The sequence below is a fragment of the Paeniglutamicibacter psychrophenolicus genome (assembly GCF_030812255.1).
GTDB lineage: Bacteria > Actinomycetota > Actinomycetes > Actinomycetales > Micrococcaceae > Paeniglutamicibacter > Paeniglutamicibacter psychrophenolicus_A.
Map to the genome: position 1 here is coordinate 319,898 of NZ_JAUSSH010000001.1, position 20,080 is coordinate 339,977.

At 66.5% G+C, this 20,080-nt stretch carries 24 protein-coding genes; 19 read left to right on the forward strand and 5 right to left on the reverse strand.

From position 1 onward, the window contains the following. The first annotated feature begins 6 nt into the window (after positions 1-6). Entirely contained in the window at positions 7-1,008 is a 1,002-nt protein-coding gene (locus J2T21_RS01430; protein WP_307577704.1) for an HNH endonuclease family protein, read from the forward strand. Between the two features lie 440 nt (positions 1,009-1,448). On the opposite strand, the gene J2T21_RS01435 is transcribed toward J2T21_RS01430, so the two are convergent. The 4 genes from J2T21_RS01435 to J2T21_RS01450 form a co-directional block, all read right to left on the reverse strand. Next, positions 1,449-2,408, reverse strand: coding sequence for an RNase H family protein (locus J2T21_RS01435; protein WP_307577706.1), 960 nt, complete (start codon positions 2,406-2,408; stop codon positions 1,449-1,451). A 209-nt stretch (positions 2,409-2,617) separates the two neighbouring features. Then, on the reverse strand, positions 2,618-3,772 hold the full coding sequence (locus tag J2T21_RS01440) for an FAD-dependent oxidoreductase (RefSeq protein ID WP_307577708.1): 1,155 nt from the start codon (positions 3,770-3,772) through the stop codon (positions 2,618-2,620). After that, a complete protein-coding gene (locus tag J2T21_RS01445; RefSeq protein ID WP_307577710.1) occupies positions 3,769-4,479 on the reverse strand; it encodes a methyltransferase domain-containing protein in 711 nt (236 codons plus the stop codon). The genes J2T21_RS01440 and J2T21_RS01445 overlap by 4 nt, the downstream gene beginning before the upstream one ends. A gap of 9 nt (positions 4,480-4,488) precedes the next feature. Next, positions 4,489-5,628, reverse strand: coding sequence for a type III polyketide synthase (locus J2T21_RS01450; RefSeq protein ID WP_307577711.1), 1,140 nt, complete (start codon positions 5,626-5,628; stop codon positions 4,489-4,491). A 569-nt stretch (positions 5,629-6,197) separates the two neighbouring features. Here J2T21_RS01450 and J2T21_RS01455 point away from each other — a divergent pair. The 13 genes from J2T21_RS01455 to J2T21_RS01515 all read left to right on the forward strand — a co-directional run bounded on the left by J2T21_RS01455 (position 6,198) and on the right by J2T21_RS01515 (position 14,375). Further along, positions 6,198-6,887, forward strand: coding sequence for a fasciclin domain-containing protein (locus tag J2T21_RS01455; RefSeq protein ID WP_307577713.1), 690 nt, complete (start codon positions 6,198-6,200; stop codon positions 6,885-6,887). Positions 6,888-7,073: 186 nt separating this feature from the next. Then, on the forward strand, positions 7,074-7,655 hold the full coding sequence (gene sigK / locus J2T21_RS01460) for an ECF RNA polymerase sigma factor SigK (protein ID WP_307577715.1): 582 nt from the start codon (positions 7,074-7,076) through the stop codon (positions 7,653-7,655). Further along, entirely contained in the window at positions 7,655-8,485 is an 831-nt protein-coding gene (locus J2T21_RS01465; RefSeq protein ID WP_307577717.1) for an anti-sigma factor, read from the forward strand. Before sigK ends, J2T21_RS01465 begins: the two co-directional genes overlap by 1 nt. Positions 8,486-8,609: 124 nt before the next feature. Next, positions 8,610-10,169, forward strand: coding sequence for a molybdopterin-dependent oxidoreductase (locus tag J2T21_RS01470; protein ID WP_307577719.1), 1,560 nt, complete (start codon positions 8,610-8,612; stop codon positions 10,167-10,169). Continuing rightward, positions 10,170-10,433, forward strand: a complete 264-nt coding sequence (locus J2T21_RS01475) for a GntR family transcriptional regulator (RefSeq protein WP_307577720.1) — start codon at positions 10,170-10,172, stop codon at positions 10,431-10,433. It abuts the gene before it with no gap. Beyond that, positions 10,430-10,735, forward strand: a complete 306-nt coding sequence (locus tag J2T21_RS01480) for a hypothetical protein (RefSeq protein WP_307577721.1) — start codon at positions 10,430-10,432, stop codon at positions 10,733-10,735. Before J2T21_RS01475 ends, J2T21_RS01480 begins: the two co-directional genes overlap by 4 nt. Continuing rightward, positions 10,732-10,959, forward strand: a complete 228-nt coding sequence (locus J2T21_RS01485) for a hypothetical protein (protein WP_307577723.1) — start codon at positions 10,732-10,734, stop codon at positions 10,957-10,959. The genes J2T21_RS01480 and J2T21_RS01485 overlap by 4 nt, the downstream gene beginning before the upstream one ends. Positions 10,960-11,296: 337 nt before the next feature. Next, entirely contained in the window at positions 11,297-11,569 is a 273-nt protein-coding gene (locus tag J2T21_RS01490) for a hypothetical protein (protein ID WP_307577725.1), read from the forward strand. Between the two features lie 371 nt (positions 11,570-11,940). Continuing rightward, positions 11,941-12,105 carry a hypothetical protein gene (locus tag J2T21_RS01495; RefSeq protein WP_307577727.1) on the forward strand — a complete coding sequence of 55 codons (165 nt, stop codon included), beginning with the start codon at positions 11,941-11,943 and terminating at the stop codon, positions 12,103-12,105. Positions 12,106-12,191: 86 nt separating this feature from the next. Beyond that, the gene (locus tag J2T21_RS01500) at positions 12,192-12,479 is read left to right on the forward strand and encodes a hypothetical protein (protein WP_307577729.1); all 288 of its coding nucleotides are present in this window, start codon (positions 12,192-12,194) and stop codon (positions 12,477-12,479) included. Positions 12,480-12,660: 181 nt separating this feature from the next. Next, positions 12,661-13,326 (forward strand): Pr6Pr family membrane protein, encoded by a 666-nt coding sequence (locus J2T21_RS01505; RefSeq protein ID WP_307577731.1) that lies wholly within the window; start codon positions 12,661-12,663, stop codon positions 13,324-13,326. Positions 13,327-13,413: 87 nt separating this feature from the next. After that, positions 13,414-13,632 (forward strand): hypothetical protein, encoded by a 219-nt coding sequence (locus J2T21_RS01510; RefSeq protein WP_307577733.1) that lies wholly within the window; start codon positions 13,414-13,416, stop codon positions 13,630-13,632. Positions 13,633-13,694: 62 nt separating this feature from the next. Continuing rightward, positions 13,695-14,375 carry a CE1759 family FMN reductase gene (locus J2T21_RS01515; RefSeq protein ID WP_307577735.1) on the forward strand — a complete coding sequence of 227 codons (681 nt, stop codon included), beginning with the start codon at positions 13,695-13,697 and terminating at the stop codon, positions 14,373-14,375. 16 nt (positions 14,376-14,391) lie between these two features. On the opposite strand, the gene J2T21_RS01520 is transcribed toward J2T21_RS01515, so the two are convergent. After that, complete coding sequence (locus J2T21_RS01520; protein ID WP_307577738.1) at positions 14,392-15,597, reverse strand: MalY/PatB family protein; 1,206 nt, start codon at positions 15,595-15,597, stop codon at positions 14,392-14,394. A 177-nt stretch (positions 15,598-15,774) separates the two neighbouring features. Between J2T21_RS01520 and J2T21_RS01525 the strand changes: the two genes are divergently transcribed. From J2T21_RS01525 to J2T21_RS01545, 5 genes are all read left to right on the forward strand, one after another. Then, a complete protein-coding gene (locus tag J2T21_RS01525; protein WP_307577740.1) occupies positions 15,775-16,266 on the forward strand; it encodes a DUF6328 family protein in 492 nt (163 codons plus the stop codon). A gap of 203 nt (positions 16,267-16,469) precedes the next feature. Further along, positions 16,470-17,210, forward strand: a complete 741-nt coding sequence (locus J2T21_RS01530) for a copper homeostasis protein CutC (RefSeq protein WP_307577743.1) — start codon at positions 16,470-16,472, stop codon at positions 17,208-17,210. A gap of 169 nt (positions 17,211-17,379) precedes the next feature. Then, complete coding sequence (gene hpaH, locus J2T21_RS01535) at positions 17,380-18,165, forward strand: 2-oxo-hept-4-ene-1,7-dioate hydratase (protein ID WP_217388537.1); 786 nt, start codon at positions 17,380-17,382, stop codon at positions 18,163-18,165. Further along, on the forward strand, positions 18,150-18,965 hold the full coding sequence (locus tag J2T21_RS01540; protein WP_307577745.1) for an aldolase/citrate lyase family protein: 816 nt from the start codon (positions 18,150-18,152) through the stop codon (positions 18,963-18,965). The genes hpaH and J2T21_RS01540 overlap by 16 nt, the downstream gene beginning before the upstream one ends. Positions 18,966-19,293: 328 nt before the next feature. Next, on the forward strand, positions 19,294-20,040 hold the full coding sequence (locus tag J2T21_RS01545; RefSeq protein ID WP_307577747.1) for a sulfite exporter TauE/SafE family protein: 747 nt from the start codon (positions 19,294-19,296) through the stop codon (positions 20,038-20,040). Positions 20,041-20,080 lie beyond the last annotated feature (40 nt).

Sequence of the window (20,080 nt, forward strand, 5' to 3'; positions counted from 1 at the left end):
AGCGATTTGAAACACCTGATTTCCTTTATTCTCACCGTGTTGATCCTGACCGGATCCCTGGTCGTGGACCCCGCCGTCATGGACGGAGCTGCACCGCCGGAGGCCCGTGTTCCGGCCGCCGCGAGCGGTACCTCGGCATCCATCAGCGTTCCCGCCGCGAAGGCCAAGGCCAAGGCGCCCGCGGGGGTCGCAAAGGTCCTCCCAGGCGCCAGGCTTGATGGCCCTGCCGCGGTGACCGTCCTGAATACCTTGCCGATCAAGGGCAAGGCGCCGACTACCGGGTATGACCGGAACAAGAAGTTCGGGAACGGCTGGAAAGACTTCAACCGAAACAAGTGCGACGAGCGTCAAGACACCCTCAAGCGGGACATGTCGAAGGTGAAGTACAAGGACGCCAGAAAATGCCAGCTGGCCTCGGGCGTCCTGGCCGACTCCTACACCGGAACCTCGATCAAGTGGAAGGTGAACAGCGGATCCGTTGACATCGACCACGTGGTTGCGCTGAAGAACGTCTGGATCTCCGGGGGCCAGAAGCTTTCCCAGGACCAGCGGCTGGCGGTCGCCAACGACCCGTTGAACCTGATGGCTTCGCAGGCCTCCGCAAACAGGTCCAAGGGCGATGCCAATGCCGCCGAATGGTTGCCGACCCACAAGCCTTTCCGCTGCCAGTACGTGGCCACCCAGGTCAGCGTGAAGAAAAAGTATGCCCTTTCGGTGACCGCTGCCGAGAAGGCCTCCATGAAGCGCGTTCTCAACTCCTGCCCGAAGCAAAAAGCCGCAAAGGTGGCACCAATCAAGGTGGTTGCGGCCAAGGCTCCGCCCGCCGCACCGAAGAACACCGCGGCACCGACCAAGAAGCAGCCAACCAGCGTGGCCGCGCCCAAACAGGTGTCGCCCGGCGCCTACTGCGCGAAGGCCGACAAGGGTGCCAGGGGCATCGGCAAGACGAACGGCAAGAGGTACACGTGCAAGACCAGCAGCTCCGACACCCGGTTGCGTTGGCGTTAGCCCCCGCACCCAATCGCCGTTCTGTTCCGGTACGAACGTGAAATTGCCGCCCATGCATTTGCAGGGGCGGCAATTTCGCTTCATCTCGCGGTTGGCCCGGGACTACCTGGCCGGGAAAAGCCGCCCGAGCCAACCGCCCTTCTTTTCCTTGGGCACATTCGGGTCGCAGCTGCATCGTTCGGTGCGCGGCACGTGCTTCATGACCTGCTGGACGTGTTGTCCACAGCCGGCCCAGGTGCTCTTTGAGCATTTGCGGCAGGTGACTGCTCGACACATATTCGTTCTCCAGGGGGAAGTCCAAGGCGAAGACCGATTGGATGACGCCCAAACCAACTATCTCATATACCCCCAGGGGTATCAAAATGGATGGCGTGGGCACCATCGCAAGCGCCCCGCACCCGCCAATCCGAAGCAGCCGGGGACCACGGATCGAACGCGGGCTATTGGACTTGGAAGTGGCGGCCGGTGCGCAAGGGGAGCACCTTGCCCAGGTCCACGCCCTCCGCGGCGATTTGCAGCATCAAGCGCTGGCGTTCGCCGGTGGTGATGTCCGCCGCATGGCAACGCCTGGCCACCAGCGCCAACCTGTCGGCCAGCTCGTTCATGGGATCGCCCGAGTGTGCCTTGACCCAGCTGTACCGCACCTCGGACCGGGACAGCAGCTCGTGGATCTTGTGGACGATGGACCGGGCCGCCTGCGACCTGCTGCGTGCGTGGCTGGCCGGATTGTTGAGCAGGTCGATGGCCATGAGGGAATCGGATCGGATGTGGAACCGAACCCGTCCGGTGAACAGATCCTCGCGGTACCTGCTAGCATCCAGCAGGGCGTAGTGGATCGAGTTCAATTCGCCTTGCAGTATTTCCTTGCCGGTGGCCGCATAGGCATTGATCGTTGGCGAAGAGCCCCTGCCGTAGTCAAGGATCCAGCCATGGCCCATCAACGGGCTGTGCCAACTGCGCGAGGCGTCGGTGGTGATCGTCAGTACGGAATGGTAGTCGTCGATGCTTTCACGCAGCAGTGCGGTGGCGGCGCGGGCTCCAACCAGCGGACGGAATTGCTCGGAGACCTCGAAACCCATCCGTGCCAGCGCCTCGGGCAACCGCAGGTGCCCCTCGAGCAGCACATTGTCGCAAAAGACGGACTCCGCCGCGTTGCAACGGACCGCACGAATGGCCTTGTCGATATGCGCCATGAGCACGCCGAGATTTTGCCCGGATTCGTGGACGGGAAGCACCCCGTTCCTTTGGCCAACCACCTCGACGGCCCGGGTCCGCACGACGGCCCAGAAGAGGTTCTGGTTGTGGGGCACCACCTCGACGGTGACCCCGGAGCGTTCGGTGACCGCTTGGACAGCAGGGATGAACCGCATGGCAGGAGGCATGGGGCGTGGTGTCTGCATGGTCTCCTCCTCGGTTCGGCGCTCGGGCATTTCCGCATCCGGAAACCCCCATCTCCCAAAGCTACCCAAAATATTCCGTCGTGTGGATAGAAAGCACTTCCCGGAGCACGGGAGTTGTCGGCATCGCTTGGCCGTCTCCTGGCCGGGGCCGCACCGCCGAAACAGTTGCCTTCCCTGTCATCCCTTCAACCGAAGTGCGGGAGCGCTGGCTACCGGCCGCCTTCGCCGCGGGTCATCGTGAAGGTGGAGGCGACCGCGCCGGAAAACCTGTCCGAGGCAAACAGCGCCCGGGCCAGGGCATCGCGCACACCCGTTGCCGGGCGCCACATCGGCCTGCCCAGCGCCATGTTCACCCGTGCCTGCACCGCCGCGCGGCGGGCCGCGGACAACCGGAGCCGGGAAAAGGCATCCAATTCCTCCCGGAGGCCGGCCCCGGATATCCGTCCACCCAATGCGGCATCCAGGATCCCCGTCAGCCCGGCGGCATCAAGCAGGCCAAGGGTCATGCCCTGCCCGCCGATGGGGCTGACCTCGTGGGCGGCGTCCCCGATGAGCAGCACGTCCCCGGGATTCATGGAGCGGACCGCCAGGTTCGCGGTCGTGAACCGGCTGAGCATGGAGTTCCGCCCGGCATCCACCGTGTGCCCGGTCCGCCGGACGATGAGCTCGGGCAGCGACGCGGTCTCCGATTCCCGGATCCAGCACACCCAGCGCCGCTTGTTCCCGGGCAGCGGAAAGGACTCGGTGATCCCGTGCTCGTGCAGGAACAACGCGGCGATGGACCCGAATTCCGTGCTTTCGGGGAAATCTCCCATCAGGTAGGTGTCCGGCAGCCGGTGGCCGGCAAACGGCGCCCCGGCACCCCGGCGCACGTCCGAGCGCGTGCCGTCGGCCCCGACGAGGAAGCGGCACCGCACGGTGCCCGGGTTCCCGCCGGTGTCCCGCGTGTGCGCGAGCAGGTGACCGGGGTGCGCATCCACGGAAGCGAACGCGGTTCCGGTGGCCAGCGCCCCGGCGTCCAGCGAGTGAAGCCGTGCCCGCAGCAGCGCGACGGTGTCGTTTTGCGGCAGCGAGAGCACAAAGCGGTGCTCCGCCCGAATCGAACCGAAGGACAATTCGGCCACGATCCGGCCCCGCGAGATGCCCACCCCGTGCCCGATCCGCATCCCGCGTGCCGCCGCCTCGGCACCGACGCCCAGCCGGTCAAGCACCGCCAGGCCCGGGGGGTGGATGCCGATGGCCCGGGAATGCTCGCCGATGGCGGTCCGGGATTCGAGCACTTTCACCCGGTGTCCGGATTCCAGCAGCAGGATCGCCAGGGCCAGCCCGCTGGGCCCGCCGCCGACGATGGCCACATCGATCATGGGGCCATCCGTGCCTCGGCGCGCCAGATTGCCAGGTTCCGGTATTGGCCCTGGGTGTGCGCGTGCCAACCGGGCGGCAGCACGCGGGCCAGTTCACCCGGCGTGTAGCTTCGCCGGATGGAGGTCAGCCCGTCGCGCCGGATGAAGGAGGAACCGGCCAGCGGCAACGTGGCCAACCCGAACAGGAGCAGTGCGCTGCGTCGGCGCCGGATGTCGCTGTGGATCGACAGGCCGCGGGCGAGGTGCTGGCTGTCGGCCAGGACACCGGCCAGCTGCGGGGGATCGAGGTGGTGCAGGACGTGGTTGGAAACCACCACGTCGAAGCGAGCGCCCTCGGCCACCAGCACCGAGCTTGTGGTGCGCCGGAATTCGATCCCCGGTTCCCCGGGCCCGGCGGACGCGGCGGCCCGGGTGGAAAAATCGTGGGCGCGGGCATCGGGATCGATGCCCAGGACCCTGACCTCGTAGCCGTCGGCCCGCGCCCAGCGCAGCAACGCCAGCGCAAGGTCCCCGCCGCCGCACCCGATGTCCAGGATGGTGCCGGTTCCCCGGCGCGGCAGCTGCGGGCGGACCAGGCGCACATAGACGCCGCGCCACCCGGAAACGACGAGGTTCACCAGCCGGAACTGGGCGTAGGTGCGTTCGAGCAGGGCGGGATCGGCGTCGGGGCGCTCCATTTCCTCGGTGGCCGAGATGTCCCTTTGCATGTGGTCGGCTTAGCCCCGCTGCCCGGTGTCAAGGGTCATCAACGCGGTCTCGACCGTGAGCCCGGGGCCGAAGGCCATGGAGCAGACGCGCTGCCCGGATGCCGAGTCCCTGGAGAGGTTCTCGTCCATGATGTCCTTGAGCACGAACATCACCGTGGCGCTGGACATGTTCCCGTAGTCGTTCAACACCCGGCGGGCCGGCATCAGCTGCTCGTCGCTCAGTTCGAGGCGCTTTTGCACGCGGTCGAGGATCGCCCGGCCACCGGGGTGGATGCCCCAGTGCTCGATGTCCGCATAGTCGGGGCCCAGCGACCCGTCGAGGGCCAGCAATGGTTCCAGGGCGCCGATGATGTGGTCGTCGATGATGTGCGGGACGTAGGTCCCCAGGACCATCTCGAAGCCCTCGTCGCCGATGTTCCAGGCCATGGCCTCCTCGCCCACCGGGGTCAGGACAGTCTCGAAGTGGTCCAGCCGCAGGCCCGTCCCTGCATGCGGACGGGCCGTGACGATGGCCGCGGCGGCCCCGTCCGCAAAGAGTGCCGAGCCCATGATGGTGTCCGGGTCGTTGGAACTGCGCACATGGATCGAGCACAGCTCGGCGCAGACCACCAGCACCACGGAGTCCGGGTCCGCCTCGCAAAAGCTCTTGGCCGCACGCAGGGCCGGGAACGCGGCGTAGCAGCCCATGAATCCCAGGTGGTAGCGCTGCGTGGACGGGCGCAGGCCGAGCGCCCTGACCAGTTGGTAGTCGGGCCCGGGATTGTAGAAGCCGGTGCAGGAAACCGTGATCACGTGGGTGACATCGCCCGGTCCGAGGTCGGGGCAGGCATCGAGGGCCCTTTGCGCCGACTCGATGTAGAGTCCCGGGGCGGTGGCCACGAAGACCTCGTTGCGTTCCTTGGTGCTGGGGCTCAGCAGGAGCCCGGAATCCGCGTCGAAGAACAGCGGGTTCTCGGCCACCGTCTCGGTCGTGAACTCGGTGACGGCGGTGTGCCGGGTGGAGATCTGGGCCGAATCAAACGACGTGCTGATCAGGCGCTGGCCCAACCGGGTCAGCCCTGGTTGGGCGCCAAAGACATCCCTGGCCTTGTCTTGGTACAGGATCGTGGGCGGAACGGCTGTTTGGATGGTTCTGAGCATCACCGGCATAGTGTTGAGCCTATGGCCGGACGCGGGTGCGGGTAAAGGGCGGGGCCCGGCAGCCGCCTGTGAGTCGGAAGGCCGATGCCCCGGAACCCGGGCACTTTCAAAAAGTGCTGGATTCCGCGCGGGCTCAGGAGTATCGTGATTTTTGGGAGACCAGCATCGGTCATAAGCGATCCCCGCCCCAGGGTGAGAGGTAATTGATGCCAGACAAATCACCACATAGACACGAACACAAAAAGCCTGCAGGCAAGTCGATCAAGGCGCGGCGCGCGGAGAAGCGCTCGAAGAACGCACCGGAGTCAGACACCGAGCAGGTAACCCACATCAAGAAACACTGAGCAACTTGATGATTGGAGATATCTTCAAGGGAAGCGGAGAAGAACAGACATCTTCTCCGCTTCTTCCATGTCCGCCGACAAGCGGGATCGCGTCCCCTGCGCCGGCGAAAAACTTTCTTGGCATGATTCCAATCCGTTTGCCGCGCGGCACCGAATGCTCCATGACAGCCCGAACCAACAGTGGTCGGGACGGCGCGGAGGCCCAGGAGGCCGACGCCAAGCAAGGAGCATGACATGAAGCGCATGAACAGCAGGTTTTCCGCAGCACTTGGACTGATCGCGATTGCCACCGTGGGACTGACCGCTTGCTCGGCAGGCACCGGGACCAGCGAGTCGATGGCACCGTCCTCCGCGGCGGCACCCTCCAGCGCATCGGCTGCCCCGAGCGGCTCGTCCATGTCCAGCGAAGCGGCCATGGACCCGGCAGCCAACCTCGTGGGTGCCGGCTGCTCCACCTACGCGAAGGCCGTGCCCAGCGGCGAGGGGTCGGTTGCCGGCATGGCGAAGGATCCCGTGGCCGTTGCAGCCTCGAACAACCCTCTGCTCAAGACCCTCACCGCGGCGGTGTCCGGCAAGCTCAACCCGAAGGTCGACCTGGTCGACACCCTCAACGGCGGCGAGTTCACCGTCTTCGCCCCCGTTGACGAGGCGTTTGCCGCCATCCCGGACAAGGACCTCAAGGCAGTGGTCGCCGACGCGGACACCCTGAGCACCATCCTGACCTACCACGTGGTTCCGGGCCAGATCGCCCCGAGCGACATCGCCGGCAGTCACACCACCGTCGAAGGACAGGACCTCAAGGTCACCGGCAGCGGCGACAAGCTCATGGTCAACGGCGCATCGGTGATCTGCGGAGGCGTCCAGACCGCCAACGCCACCGTCTACCTGGTGGACACCGTGCTGATGCCCCCGGCCAAGAAGTAGCCACCGCACCCCGCACAAGGGCATGGCAACAGACCCTGGGGGCTGCCGATGGATGCGTCCATCGGCAGCCCCCAGCGGTCGTCCTGATTCGACGGGGAGATTCGGCGCGACGGAAAGAAGAATTCTTTCCCGCCGCACCAGAAGGGATGAGGGATCGGAAATGGCATGCATGAGACGCTTTATCGCATGAGCTCACATCTACCCGGGGGAACGGACCAAACCGCCGTGCCCTCCACCGAAGACCTGATGCTCCGGATCGCGACAGGCAACGAGAACGCCTTCGAGGAACTCTACGACCGCCACGCACCCCAGGTCTTCGGCCTGGTTCGCCGGATCCTGAAGGACCAGGCGCAAAGCGAGGAAGTGGCCCAAGAGGTGTTTGTCGAAGCCTGGCAGCAGGCGGCGCGCTATGACGCGGCCCGCGGCAAGGCGATCACCTGGCTGCTGACCCTGGCGCACCGCCGGGCGGTTGACAGGGTTCGGGCCAGCCAAGCCAGCAAGGACCGTGACCTGCGCGAAGGCATCAAGGACTTCCAGGCGAGCTACGATGACGTTGAGGAAACGGCGATCGCGCACGATGAAGGCCGCCGCGTGGTCCGTGCCCTGGAGCAGCTCAGCGAGAATCAGCGCGATGCCATCCACCTGGCATATTTTGGCGGATACACCCACCTTGAGGTGGCCGAGCTGCTCAAGATCCCGGTGGGAACCGCGAAAACACGAATACGCGACGGAATGAACAAACTTCGAGACCTGATGGGAGTGGCGTGATGGACAAGCAGAAGAACGAGCTGACCGGCAGCTTCGCCCTGAACGCCCTGGGCGACGCGGAACGCGAGGAACTGCTCCGGGACGCCGAAGCCTCCCAGGACGTCCGCCAGGAAGTGGAGGCAATGCAGGAAACCGCCGCGCTTCTGGGGCTTTCCGCCGCACCCGTGGCACCGCCGGCCCGGGTCAAGGCGAACATCATGTCCGCCATCCGCAACACCCCGCAGCTGCCGCCCGCTGCCGCCACGCACCAGGCGCAGGACGCGGCCGCCCAGGCCGCAACGGACCACGCCCCGGAATCCGCGACGGAAACCGGCCCGGATCCACTCGTGCGGATCTCGCCACCCGCCCCGGCGAGGGGCAGCCGGCGGATGTTTGCCCTGGCGGCCGGCGTGCTGCTGGTTGCCGCAGGCGCCTTGGGCGGAGTGGTGGCAAACCAGAACGCCCAGCAACAAAAACTCGAGGACCAACTGGCCGCGCTGAACACGAAGCAGGCCGAGCTGACCCGCATCCTGAGTGCCGCGGATGTCAGGTCCAAGACCCAGGAACTTGACAACGGGGCCAGGGTCACCCTGGCCTACTCGGCCACCGAGGGCATGATGGCGGTGACCACCGCCGGTTTGCCCGCGCTGCCCAGCGACAAGGGGTATGAACTTTGGCTGATCTCCGGCACGGGAGCCGTCTCCGCGGGAATGGTCGACGGTGCCAAGGCCGACGGCATGGTGATGGTTTCCGGCTCGATGCAGGGCGTGACGCACTTCGGGATCACGGTGGAACCGGCATCCGGCTCGCCGGCACCGACGACCGATCCGATCCTGGTCCAGGCCCTCTGACCTGCCGCCGGAAAATGATGGGTTGTTTCCAATCCGCCGGTGGTAGCGTTCCGAATACGTAGTGGTTGGCTGTTCCTCTCGAACGCAGGGGACAAAGCATCACAACGTATGGGTGGGTGAAATCATGACCAAGTTTCCAGCGACAAGGCCGCGGGGCACGGGGGCCTACGGGCTCGCGGGCTTCACCTCGGCCGCGGTGCTTTTTTCCGTGGCCCAATTGGTGTCGGCCTTCTTCGCCACCGCGTCGGCGCCCCTGGTGGCCATGGGCTCGACGTTCATCGACCTGACCCCGCCATGGCTCAAGGACTTCGCCATTTCCGTCTTCGGCACCAACGACAAGTTGGCGTTGTTCGTCTCCATCGGCGTTGTCGTGGCGGTCGCCTCGGTCCTCCTGGGGATCCTGGCCAAACGCAGTTTCGCCGCGGCCGCCGCCTGCATCGTGCTGCTCGCCGTGGCCATTGGAGGTGCGGTCCTGTCCCGGCCCGCCACCGGACTTGTCGACCTGACCCCCATCATCCTGGGCGCGGTTGCGGGCCTGGCCTGTCTGCGCTGGCTGACCACGCTTGCCGCCAAGGACCGGGCGCCGGCTTCCGGGGCGGTTCCGGTCGCGGGCTCCTCGCGCCGGAACTTCCTGCTGGGCACCGCGCTGTCCCTGGTTGGCGCGGCCGTGGCCGCCGGGGTCGGGCAATCCCTGGCCACCGCAAGGAACATTGCGGATTCGGCCCGGTCCGCCCTCGGGCTGCCCGCGGCCAAGGTTCCGGCCAAGGCCCCGCCGGCCGACGCACAGGTCGAGGTCGCGGGCATGCCGCAATTCATCACGCCGAACAAGGATTTCTACCGGATCGACACCGCACTTTCGGTGCCGCGGATCAACCCGGCCGACTGGTCGCTGCGGGTGCACGGGATGGTGGAGAAGGAATTCACCATGGGCTTCGAGGAACTGCTGGCCCAGGACCTGGTGGAAAGCTACCTGACGCTGACCTGCGTTTCGAACCCCGTCGGCGGCCAGCTCGTGGGCAACGCCAAGTGGCTGGGTTACCCGTTGCGCAGGCTGCTGGAGCGGGCGGTGCCCCGGGACGGCGCGGACATGGTGCTGTCGACCTCGATTGACGGCTTCAGCGCCTCGACACCGCTGGAGGTGCTCACCGACGACCGCATGGCACTGCTGGCGGTGGGGATGAACGGGGAACCGCTGCCGCTGGAGCACGGGTTCCCGGTCCGCATGGTGGTTCCAGGCCTCTATGGATACGTCTCGGCCACCAAGTGGGTCGTGGACCTGGAGGTCACCCGATTCGCGGACAAGGTCGCCTACTGGACCACGCGTGGATGGTCCGACCACGGTCCCATCAAGCTCTCCTCGCGGGTCGATGTGCCGCGGTCCTTCGCCCGCGTCCCGGCCGGAAAGGTTGCCATGGGCGGAACCGCCTGGGCGCAGACCCGCGGCATTTCCAAGGTCCAAGTGCAAATCGACGACGGAGACTGGACCGATGCGGAACTGGGCGCCGAGGCCTCCGTGGACACCTGGCGCCAGTGGCGCTATGTGTGGGACGGCGGATCCTCGGGAAACCATGTGGTCAGCGTCCGGGCCTTTGACGGGCAGGGTGAAATGCAAACCAGCGAGCAGGCAAACCCGGCACCCAATGGATCCAGCGGATGGCAGCGCGTCCAGTTTTCGGTTGGCTAAGTGGCCGGCCTCGGCAAATCCGGTACCGGTGGCGACCGAACCTGCCCTGCTGCGTACCAGCGCCAGCTCTCCTCCGTCTTCGCGTCGCCGGGAGACGAGGGTCGTGCCAAGCGCGTCGAGGACCGCATGGTTTCGGGTATCGCCGCAGGCAGACTGCTCGATGGGGACCGGCTGCCCAGCGAGTCCGAGCTGGCTGCCTCCCTCGGGGTGGCCACCATGACAGCACGCGAAGCGCTGGTCTTCCTGCGCGCCCGGGGCTGGTGAAGGCCACCCGAGGACGTGAGATCGGCACTTTCATCACGCTGCCCCGGGGCGACCGGACCAGCATCCTGCAAGACCGGCTGGCGGCCATGAGCCGGGTTGAGTTGCGGGACCTGGCGATCCACTACGCGGCCATCGCCTCCACGGGGGCCGAGCTTGCGGCGAATGCCGCCGACGAACACGACGTGGTGATCCGGCGTCAGGTGCTGGAAGGCAGGATGGAGGGCCATGGCGCACGCGGAACAGTGGTGGGTGGCTTCCTGCTTCAGCTGGCCGCCGAGCCAGTCGGCGCGGCTCACGCGTGATCACAGTCAGGCTACCCACGGACTTTGGTTCGTTGTTGGCCCTGGCGCACGCGGACCCGGAGTTTGACGCCCGGATGATCCAGCTTTGCGGTGACATTCTTGATGCGATTTCCACCAGGGATCCGGCCAGGGCGGGAAAGCTGGTCGGTGACTTTGTCAGGGAGGGGGTCGTCTGGCTCATTGCCGACCAGTCCCAGTCCGGGATCCCGGCCATGAAGCCATAGAAGACCAAGCCCGGACGCCCCGTCCGGAGGGCCTCATGAGCCAAGACAAGACCACCGGCACAGGTGCCGATGTTCCCTACTTCTTCGAATCCCTGCTTCCCGACTTGCACGAGTGGGCCGGCAGGATGGGCAAGGTCCTTGAATCCCACGACGCGGCCCCCCTCTCCGCGACAACTCGATGCGGCGATCCATCCTCTGGTCGACGAGTTCCTGGATCGTAGGGAGCTGCCGCTGGTTGGTGCCGGGTTCGTTGCCGCCCGGGACGTATTGGCCGGTACGCCGTGGCACATGGCCTGGTGGCAGGGGCCGGCCAGGGAGCGCCTGCTCATGCCCACCATTGAATCGGCCGGCGAGACGTATTCGCGACGCGAATGGTTCAGCGTCCCCATGGAACCGGGTCAAGGAAATCGACCCGAGGGCCACGCTGGTCAACGGCAGCGGCCGCATCGCCTTGGCCGATCCGCAACTGGCCGCCGGAGCGCTGCTGGTCCGCGGTTGGCAGGGATCCGACGCTGCCAACCTGTCGGTTGCCGACAAGGACCTTGGTTTTGACAAGGTTGCCGTCGGCCGCTGCGGGAGGTTGCCGCTGGCTATTGCCGTACCGGCCTGATCCAGGCCCCAGGCAACCATAAACCTAGCTAGCACAGCCATATCGGCGTAGTCTCGGATGTAGGTCGTTGTAGCGAACGCGCGCTCAAGCGGCCACCCAAAGGAACGCGGGAACTTCATATGGATGACGCAAAGAACTCGGTGCCAACGGCCATTCGGCCGTAGCCAGGCCCGGGGTGTGCGCAATGTGGACCCCCGTTTGAGTTCGGGGTTTTACGGCTTCCTTCTTTGGCGGAGCGCCTTGGCCCCGCAGGATCCCCGGCCCATTGCCTTGATTCCACGGACGGGCCCAACTGTCGGCACCCACCCGGGATGGCCCGGAAACCACCACCGAAAATCATTGCCCATGCTTTGGCGACTAAGGAGCGCATGATGAGCAAAGAAACCAAGGTCCAGCCAGTCCCTGACGTCCTGCCCGGCGACTCCACGGAAGCCCGGCCCAGGAGGCTGTCGCCGGATGAACTGCCGGACGGCTCGGGCAATGACGCACCCAAGCACCCGGAACTTGGCGACGAAAACCGATTCGACGCGGGATAGCCCCGCATCACAACCGAGGCCTCGCGCCCGATAGTCGCGAGTGACAGCAACATCCTGCCTGGAAAACATGAAGGGAGTGAAAAGTCATGACTCAAGATGCACACATTCCGGCACCACGTGAGGAACCCGAGGCAACGCCGAGGATTCCGAAGACGCACCCTGCCCGCGGATTTATCGTAGGAGGGTCACTCACCGCACTGCTCTTCCTGCTGTTCATCATCACCGGCGGCGCCACGATGGGCGATGCGGTCAGCCCGCTGTGGATCGGATTCATCATTGGCATCCTGGTCGCGCTCCTCGGAGTCTTCCGCCTCGTGGGCGGCACCGAGGCCTTCGGCCTGGGCGACACGGAGCACAAACACCCGACGGCATGACGTCGTTCGGGCACACCACCGCGAAAGGCCACCGTTCGGCACTCACCGGTCCGAACGGTGGCCTTTCCCCTGCCCGGCGTGGGGAAAGTACTTGTGAAAGCCAAAGTGTCTTGGCCAAGGTGTAGCGCCGTGGCGGTTTAGGCTGGGCAGCACAGTACCTAGAAAGGGACCTGCACCTGATATGAGACGCGTCTTGGCCTACCTGCTGCGAATTGGCGGAAGCATCGCCATCAGCGCCGCAGTGGTTGTGCAATTGCAACGAAGCATCACCAATGAGGGTTCGGGCCAGGGGGAAGTCGGCTTTGTCATCCAGAACTTCTTCTCGTTCTTCACCATTGAATCCAACGTCCTGGCGGCGATCGTCCTGTTCGTGGGCATCTTCACCTTGTCCGGACGACCCGAGCCCCGCGGCTGGAGCATGTTCCGGGCGGCCGTGACCGCATACATGGCAACCACCGGGGTGGTCTACAACCTGCTCTTGCGCGGCATCGAGCTTCCCCAGGGCGCCACCGTTCCCTGGTCCAATGAAATCCTCCACGTCGTGGGGCCCGCCATCGTGGTGCTCGATTGGCTCATCGCCCCCGGGCGCCGGCGGCTGCACGCCAAGGCGCTCTGGGGGATCGTCGCCTTCCCCGTCCTGTGGGCCGGGTACACCTTGGCGCGTGGCGTGATGGTTCCCGACCCGCGCACGGACAAGCCGTGGTACCCCTATCCGTTCCTGGACCCGAACACGAGCCCCAACGGGTACTACTCCGTCGGCTTCTACGTGGTGCTGATCGCCATGGTCATCGGCGTTGTCGGCTCGGGCGTCTTGTGGGTCAGCAGGGTCCGGCGCCGCACCGCGTAGCCGTGCCGTCGCACCCCGGTATACCCTTGGGGGTATGTATCTCGGGCTTTCCGGGGACTTCAGGCGGCAATGGCGGGACGTGGCGGAATGCGGGATCGGGTGATCTGGCTGGTGGTTGGCGTGGTCCTTGCCGCCATGGCGGCATCGCTGTGGACCGATGCGTGGGTTGCCGCCCTGGGCGCCGGGTCCGCGGCAGCCTATTGCCTGCTGGCGGCCATCCGCGGACGCTGCTTCGGCGACGCGTGCGCGCTGTCGACCATCGATGTGCTACCGGTGGAAAAGGTCCAAGAAACCGCCCGGGAATGAATTGGGGGCCGTCGTGGTTTTACATGCAAACACATGTACTCCATGAAAGGGAGCCACACACCGTGAGCCAAAACATCGTAGTCATCTCCGGCGGCCTGGGCACGCCATCGACCTCCGGCCTGCTGGGCCGCCAGCTCGGCGAATCCGCCGTCAAGGAACTTGCCGCCATGGGCGTCCAGGCGGACCTGACGGTGCTGGAGCTGCGTGACTACGCCGCGGACATCACCAACAACCTGCTCACCGGCTACGCCCCGCCGCGCCTGGCCGAGGCCATCGAGGCGGTCCGCACCGCCGGCGGATTGATCGCGGTATCCCCGGTCTTCACCGCCTCGGTCTCCGGGCTCTTCAAGTCGTTCATCGACGTCCTCGACCCCGCCTCGCTCGACGACAAGCCCATGATCCTGGCCGCCACCGGCGGAAGCGCGCGGCACAACCTGGTCGTCGACTACGCGATGCGCCCGATCTTCGCCTACCTGCGCGCACGGATCATGCCCACCTCCATCTTCGCCTCGCCCGAGGACTGGGGAGCGGACCAGGGCCATGGAGCTCTGGCCGAGCGCGAGCGCCGGGCGGGGGCCGAGCTGGCCCAGGCCATTGCCGGACCCAACGGGGCAGCCGCACACACCCAGGACCTGGGCGACACCCGCTCAATCGCCCCGCGCGTGAGCGAGACCGCGAACCCGCGGGACAACATGACCTCGCTGCCCTTCGAGCAGTTGCTGGCCAACATCCAGGCGGGCTAAGGAGCCGGCACCCGGGTCACTGGGCGAACTCCGGGTCGGTTGCGTCCTTGTTGTCGCAGCCGTCGACCGCGGCCCCCATGCGGTGGATCATCCCGCCCAGGACCGGGTGCGGGGTGGCGAAGTTCAGCCGGACGAACCCGCGGCCACCGCTGCCGCAGGCGCTTCCGTTGATCAACGCGACCTGCGCCTCCTTGAGGAAGAACTGGGCCGGGCCGGGCTCCAGCACCAGTCGGGAGACGTCCAGCCACGCCAGGTAGGTGCCCTGCGGGGGAGCGTAGCGAACCTGCGGCAGGTGCTCGGTGATGATCTCGCCAAGCAGCATCCTGGACTCGTCCAGGTAGCCGATCACCGAATCGAGCCAGCCGGTGCCCGTGCGGTAGGCGGCGGTGGTGGCCGCCAGCCCCACGTTTGCCGCCCCGTGCTCGGGGACTTCGCCCACCCGCGCCCACACCATGCGGTCCACGTCGTTGGTCAGCACCAGTTGCGCGCACTTGAGCCCCGGCAGGTTGAACGCCTTGGTGGCGGCGACCGCCGTGATCGAATGCGCCGCGGCGGCATCCGACACCGTGGCATAGGGAATGTGCGTGGCGCCGTCGAACACCAGCGGCGCATGGACCTCGTCGGCAAACACCCGTGAACCGGTGGCCTCGACCAGCGTGGCGATCCCCAGCAGTTCCTCGCGCGTGTAGACCTTGCCGAGGGGATTGTGCGGATTGACCAACACCAGCAGCGCGCCTCCGGCCAGGGCGCGCTCCAGGGCGCTCCAGTCGATCTCCCAGCCGGAGGGCGTGGGAACCATGGCCACCTGGATCGAATCCCGCCCGAAGCGCGAGGCCGTGGAAATGAACGGCATGTAGGCCGGGGTGAGCAGCACCAGCGGGGCATCCGGGCGGTACCTGGGGGAAAAGTGCATGACCGCCGCATCCAGGGCCGAGGCCACGGAGTTCAGCGGCCGCACCTGCTCGGGGTCCACCTTCCACTCAAACCGGTTGTCCAGCCAGGCCGCGGTGGCCTCCTGCATGTCGTGGATCAGGCGGGTCGGCGCGTAGCCGATCAGGCCGTTGGCCAGGGTTTCCTGGGCCGCCGCGATGACGCCCGGAGCGGTCCCGAAATCCATTTCCGCCACCCAGGCGCCCAGCGACCCGCGGTACTCGGACCACTTCAGCGATCCGGTCTGGCGCAGTTGGTCAACGGTCAGCAGGTCGAATGGGTGGGCGCTCATCTAGCCAGCTTAGACGCGTTCGCCGGCGAATGCGCCTGCCGTTTTTCTTTTCTTCTGCCCCCGGGGCGGCTTCTTCGGTAGGTTGGGAAGCCAAGAGGGCAAAAGGCGAATCCGGCAAGACCTCCCGGATCCGTTTCGTGCCCCGGTCCATGGGTTGGTTGCCCGGGAGGGAGCGCAATGAACGGGCGCAATGAAAGTGTCGAGGAGCGTCTGGACCGGAACTGGAACGAGCTGATGCAGGAGCTGCGGGTCATGCAGACCGGTGCCCAGATCCTTGCCGCGTTCCTGGTGGTGCTGCCGTTCCAGACCGGGTTCGCCTCGCTGGGACATCCGGAACGGACCTTCTACCTGGTTCTTTTGGTGTTCTCCGCACTGCTCATCGTCCTGCTGGTCACCCCGGTGGCGGTGCACCGGCATTTCTTCGGCCAGCGCGTCAAGGTCACCACGGTGCGCATGGGCCACCTGATTTCCAAGATCGTGATCATCGGGGTGGGAGTCCTCGTGGCCGGTTGCGTGTGGTTCGTGGTGCAGGTCCTCTACGGCTGGGCGGCCGGGGCGCTGGTGGGCGGGCTGGTGATGCTGGCGGTGGTATTCCTGCTGGTCGTCCTGCCGCGGATCATCAAGCCCAAGTCCTCGGTCCCGGTCCTGCCGGCCGACGGGCAGGTGTAGCGCGGCGACCCGATAGCCTTGCAAATGTGGGTCGGGGGCGGACTCCTCCGGGCCCCGGGTAGCCGGTTTGGTCCCCTGGCCCATGCCCACCGCCCGGAACCGGGCACAAATACGAGAATCGAGCGACAGTGCCCGCAAGCATCGAAAACCGCGCCGGGGACTTGCCCCGCCCAGTGGACGGCAGGGTATCCGAATCCGGCCGCATGGCAGTTCACGCCAAACTTGAGATCGCGGTCCAGGACGCCGCCGGAGCCAGGATCGCCCTGGGGAACGGCGCTGACCGGGTCGAGCTGTGCACCGCGCTGGGCATGGGCGGGCTCACGCCCACCCTGGGCACCATCGAGGCTGTAGTCGCCGTCGGGATCGGCGTGCATGTGCTGATCCGCCCGCGCGGCGGCGGCTACAACTACACCCCGGACGAGGTCGAGCTGATGGCCCGCGACATCACCCACGCAGCCCAGGCCGGGGCTGCCGGGATCGTGATCGGCGCACTGGCCGAGGGCGACGCCGCGCTGGACCTCGAGGTGCTCGCCACCCTGGTGGCCGCGGCGCACCTGGTGAACCAAGACATCGAAATCACCGTGCACCGCTGCGTGGATGTGCTGCTGGAAAACGGCCTGCCGATTGCCGACCTCGTGGCGCAGCTGCGCACCGTGGGCGCGCACCGGATCCTGACCTCGGGAGGGGCCCCGGCCTCGGGCGCCGGCGCCGAGATGTTGCGCCGGTTGCGCACCGAGGCGGCGGGCAACCCACAGATCCAGGCCGGCGGCGGCGTGCGGATCGAGGACATCCCCGCCCTGGCTTCGCTGGATGGCATCCACCTCTCGGCGCGCACCCAAACCACCCGGGGCGCCTCGGGTCCCGGCGGCGGGGAATCGGCGTTCGACGTGACCAACGCGGACCTGGTCTCCGCGGCCGCCGCTGCCCTGGCCGCATGCCGCTAACCGTCCGGAAACCCGGGGAGGCACCGCGCTGCGCAGACACAAAGATAGCCCGAATGTGACGCCGGTGACGTATTGGCTAACATGTTCAGGGTGCGACCCCGTGCCCGCAAGCCATGGCCGGGGAGCCACGTGACGTGCATCCAGAACTTCAGAAGGGGCCCAGGCCAGCATGCTCAACGATGAGACCATCACCCGGATAGCCGATGAACTCGTGCAGGCGGGCCACGACCGCGTGCCGGTCAAGCGCCTGACCGCCCGCTTCCCCGAAATGACGGTGGAGGACTCCTACCGGGTCCAGAACCTCTGGCGCCAGCGCTCCGAGGCCAACGGCCGCGTCCTGGCCGGACGCAAGATCGGGCTGACCTCCCGCGCCATGCAAATGGCCACCGGCATCACCGAACCGGACTACGGCATCATCTTCGATGACATGGTGCTCGACTCGGGCTGCACCATCGAGTGGGACAAGTACACCCACCCGCGCGTGGAAATGGAACTCGCGTTCAAGCTCAACAAGGACGTCGAAGGCCCCAACGCCAACATCTTCGACGTCCTCAACGCCACCGAATACGTCATCCCGGCCCTGGAGATCCTGGACTCGCGCATCGAGATGGAGGGCCGCACCATCGTGGACACCATCTCCGACAACGCGGCCATGGGCGCCATGGTCATCGGCGGCAACCCGATGAAGCCGCAGGACATCGACCTGCGCTGGGTCTCGGGCATCCTGTTCAAGAACCAGGTCGTCGAGGAAACGGGCGTCGCAGCCGGCGTGCTGAACCACCCGGCCGCAGGCGTCTACTGGCTGGCCAACAAGATCGCCGCCCACGGCGACAAGCTCAACGCCGGGGAAATCATCCTGGCCGGCTCCTTCACCCGCCCCATGTGGGTGGACAAGGGCGACACCGTCTTTGCCGACTACGGACGAATGGGGACCGTGACATGCCATTTCTCATAGAACCGGACCCGTCCTTCAAGGATGCACTGGAACATGCAGATCACGCCCTGTCGGGGATCTGGGTGTGCTCGGGATCCCCGCTGGTCGCGGAGATCTGCGCCGGCGCCGGATTCGACTGGATCTTCATCGACGCCGAGCACTCGCCCAACGGGCTCGAGTCGATCCTGGGCCAGCTGCAGTCGGTGCGCGGATACCCGGTCATCCCGGTGGTCCGCCCCCCGGTCAACGACACCGTGGTCATCAAGCAGTACCTTGACCTGGGCGTGCAGTCGCTGATCATCCCCATGGTCAACAACGCCGAGCAGGCCCGCGCCGCGGTCGCCGCCTGCCACTACCCGCCGACGGGCGTGCGCGGCGTCGGGTCGGCGCTGGCCCGCTCGGCCCGCTGGAACCGCATCCCCGATTACCTGACGCGCGCCGGGGACACCCTGACGCTGATGGTGCAGATCGAATCGGCCGAGGCCGTGGCGAACGTCAAGGAGATCGTGGAAACCGAGGGCGTGGACGGCATCTTCATCGGTCCCTCCGACCTGGCCGCCTCGATGGGCGTGATCGGGCAGCAGGACCACCCGGACGTGGTCGCCGCGGTGGAGACCGCCATCGCCGCGGGCAAGGCCGCCGGAAAATACGTCGGCGTCAACGCCTTCGCGGAAGCGCCCGCCAAGCGCTACATCGAGCTCGGTGCCCACTACGTGGGTGTCGGGGCAGATGTTGCGCTGTTGGCCCGCGGCACCGAGGCACTGGCCGCCAAGTTCCGGCCCGGTGCCGGCAGCCAGGCCGGGACACCGGCCAGCTACTGACCGAACAGGGCCGGGGCCCGGAGCGCAAGACGAGCGGTCCTGCGGGAGGTCCTTTCCTCTTGCGGGGCCGCTTGCAACCTGTCCCCTCACGGATGCCCGGAAGGCTTCCGGCCTCCGGTGCAAAACCGGCAACATTTTAGTTCCGCAAAACCAACATTTAAATCCAGGGTCGATCCAAGCCCGGGATTGCGGGGTTTTGGGCAGTTCGTAGAAATCAAAAGAATTTGGATCGGTCGATTCGGGATTTCGGATTGGGCGACGCCGGCCGGTCCGCCGGCGACTGGCCGGCCGACACAAACGCGCGGCCACAAGAGATAGGCTCGATCGAATGGAACTTCCCCTCATCTTGCTTGTGCTTGGCATGGTTGTGCTCGGTGCCATCGCGCAGCGCGTGGCGGGGCTCGGTTTCGCGATGCTCATCTCCCCGTTCCTGGTCCTCGCCCTGGGCGCCCACCAGGGGGTGTTCCTGGTGAACATCTGCGGAGTGGTCTCCTCGGCGATCATCGTCCCCCGGGTCTGGAAGGACATCGACTGGTCGATGTTCCGCTGGCTGTGCTCCTTCAGCGTCGTCGGCTCGGTGGCCGGCGCGCTGCTGGCCGGGGGCCTGCCCCAGGCCCCGCTGTCGATCGTGGTCGGCGCCACGGTGCTCGCCGCACTGCTGCTCTCCCTGATCCTGGTGCGCGCAAACGTGACCGTCACCGGGCAGGTCCCCAAGGCCGGTGCCGGGTTCCTCTCCGGGCTCACCAACTCCCTGGCCGGGGTTGGGGGACCGGCGGTGAGCGCCTACGCGGTGCTCGCCCGCTGGCCCCAGCGCCCCTTCGCCGCGACCCTGCAGCCCTTCTTCGTGGTGACCGGGGCGGTCACCGTGGCCATGAAATTCATCACCACCCCCGACCAGTTGCCACCGCTGCCCGGATGGGCCTGGATCGCGGTTGCCGTATTCATCGGGGGCGGGGTGCTCATCGGCGAGCAGGTCCAACGCGTGGTCACCGACCGGCACGCGCGGTTCTTCGTGCTGTGTTTTGCCTTCTTCGGTGCTGTAACGGCATTGGCCAGCGGATTGCGCGCCCTGTAACGCCGGGGTGCGCGCAAACGCGTCAATCAGGGCCGCAGAC

Excerpts from the sequence above, each read along its gene's own strand:
- J2T21_RS01440 (WP_307577708.1), bottom strand. The coding sequence starts at position 3,772 with ATGATCGATGTGGCCATCGTCGGCGGCGGGCCCAGCGGGCTGGCCCTG.
- J2T21_RS01500 (WP_307577729.1), top strand. The coding sequence starts at position 12,192 with ATGACTCAAGATGCACACATTCCGGCACCACGTGAGGAACCCGAGGCA.
- J2T21_RS01520 (WP_307577738.1), bottom strand. The coding sequence starts at position 15,597 with ATGAGCGCCCACCCATTCGACCTGCTGACCGTTGACCAACTGCGCCAG.
- J2T21_RS01445 (WP_307577710.1), bottom strand. The coding sequence starts at position 4,479 with ATGCAAAGGGACATCTCGGCCACCGAGGAAATGGAGCGCCCCGACGCC.
- J2T21_RS01505 (WP_307577731.1), top strand. The coding sequence starts at position 12,661 with ATGAGACGCGTCTTGGCCTACCTGCTGCGAATTGGCGGAAGCATCGCC.
- J2T21_RS01530 (WP_307577743.1), top strand. The coding sequence starts at position 16,470 with ATGGCAGTTCACGCCAAACTTGAGATCGCGGTCCAGGACGCCGCCGGA.
- J2T21_RS01525 (WP_307577740.1), top strand. The coding sequence starts at position 15,775 with ATGAACGGGCGCAATGAAAGTGTCGAGGAGCGTCTGGACCGGAACTGG.
- J2T21_RS01540 (WP_307577745.1), top strand. The coding sequence starts at position 18,150 with ATGCCATTTCTCATAGAACCGGACCCGTCCTTCAAGGATGCACTGGAA.
- J2T21_RS01435 (WP_307577706.1), bottom strand. The coding sequence starts at position 2,408 with ATGCAGACACCACGCCCCATGCCTCCTGCCATGCGGTTCATCCCTGCT.
- J2T21_RS01545 (WP_307577747.1), top strand. The coding sequence starts at position 19,294 with ATGGAACTTCCCCTCATCTTGCTTGTGCTTGGCATGGTTGTGCTCGGT.
- sigK (WP_307577715.1), top strand. The coding sequence starts at position 7,074 with ATGAGCTCACATCTACCCGGGGGAACGGACCAAACCGCCGTGCCCTCC.
- hpaH (WP_217388537.1), top strand. The coding sequence starts at position 17,380 with ATGCTCAACGATGAGACCATCACCCGGATAGCCGATGAACTCGTGCAG.
- J2T21_RS01495 (WP_307577727.1), top strand. The coding sequence starts at position 11,941 with ATGAGCAAAGAAACCAAGGTCCAGCCAGTCCCTGACGTCCTGCCCGGC.
- J2T21_RS01470 (WP_307577719.1), top strand. The coding sequence starts at position 8,610 with ATGACCAAGTTTCCAGCGACAAGGCCGCGGGGCACGGGGGCCTACGGG.
- J2T21_RS01455 (WP_307577713.1), top strand. The coding sequence starts at position 6,198 with ATGAAGCGCATGAACAGCAGGTTTTCCGCAGCACTTGGACTGATCGCG.
- J2T21_RS01450 (WP_307577711.1), bottom strand. The coding sequence starts at position 5,628 with ATGCCGGTGATGCTCAGAACCATCCAAACAGCCGTTCCGCCCACGATC.
- J2T21_RS01465 (WP_307577717.1), top strand. The coding sequence starts at position 7,655 with ATGGACAAGCAGAAGAACGAGCTGACCGGCAGCTTCGCCCTGAACGCC.
- J2T21_RS01510 (WP_307577733.1), top strand. The coding sequence starts at position 13,414 with ATGCGGGATCGGGTGATCTGGCTGGTGGTTGGCGTGGTCCTTGCCGCC.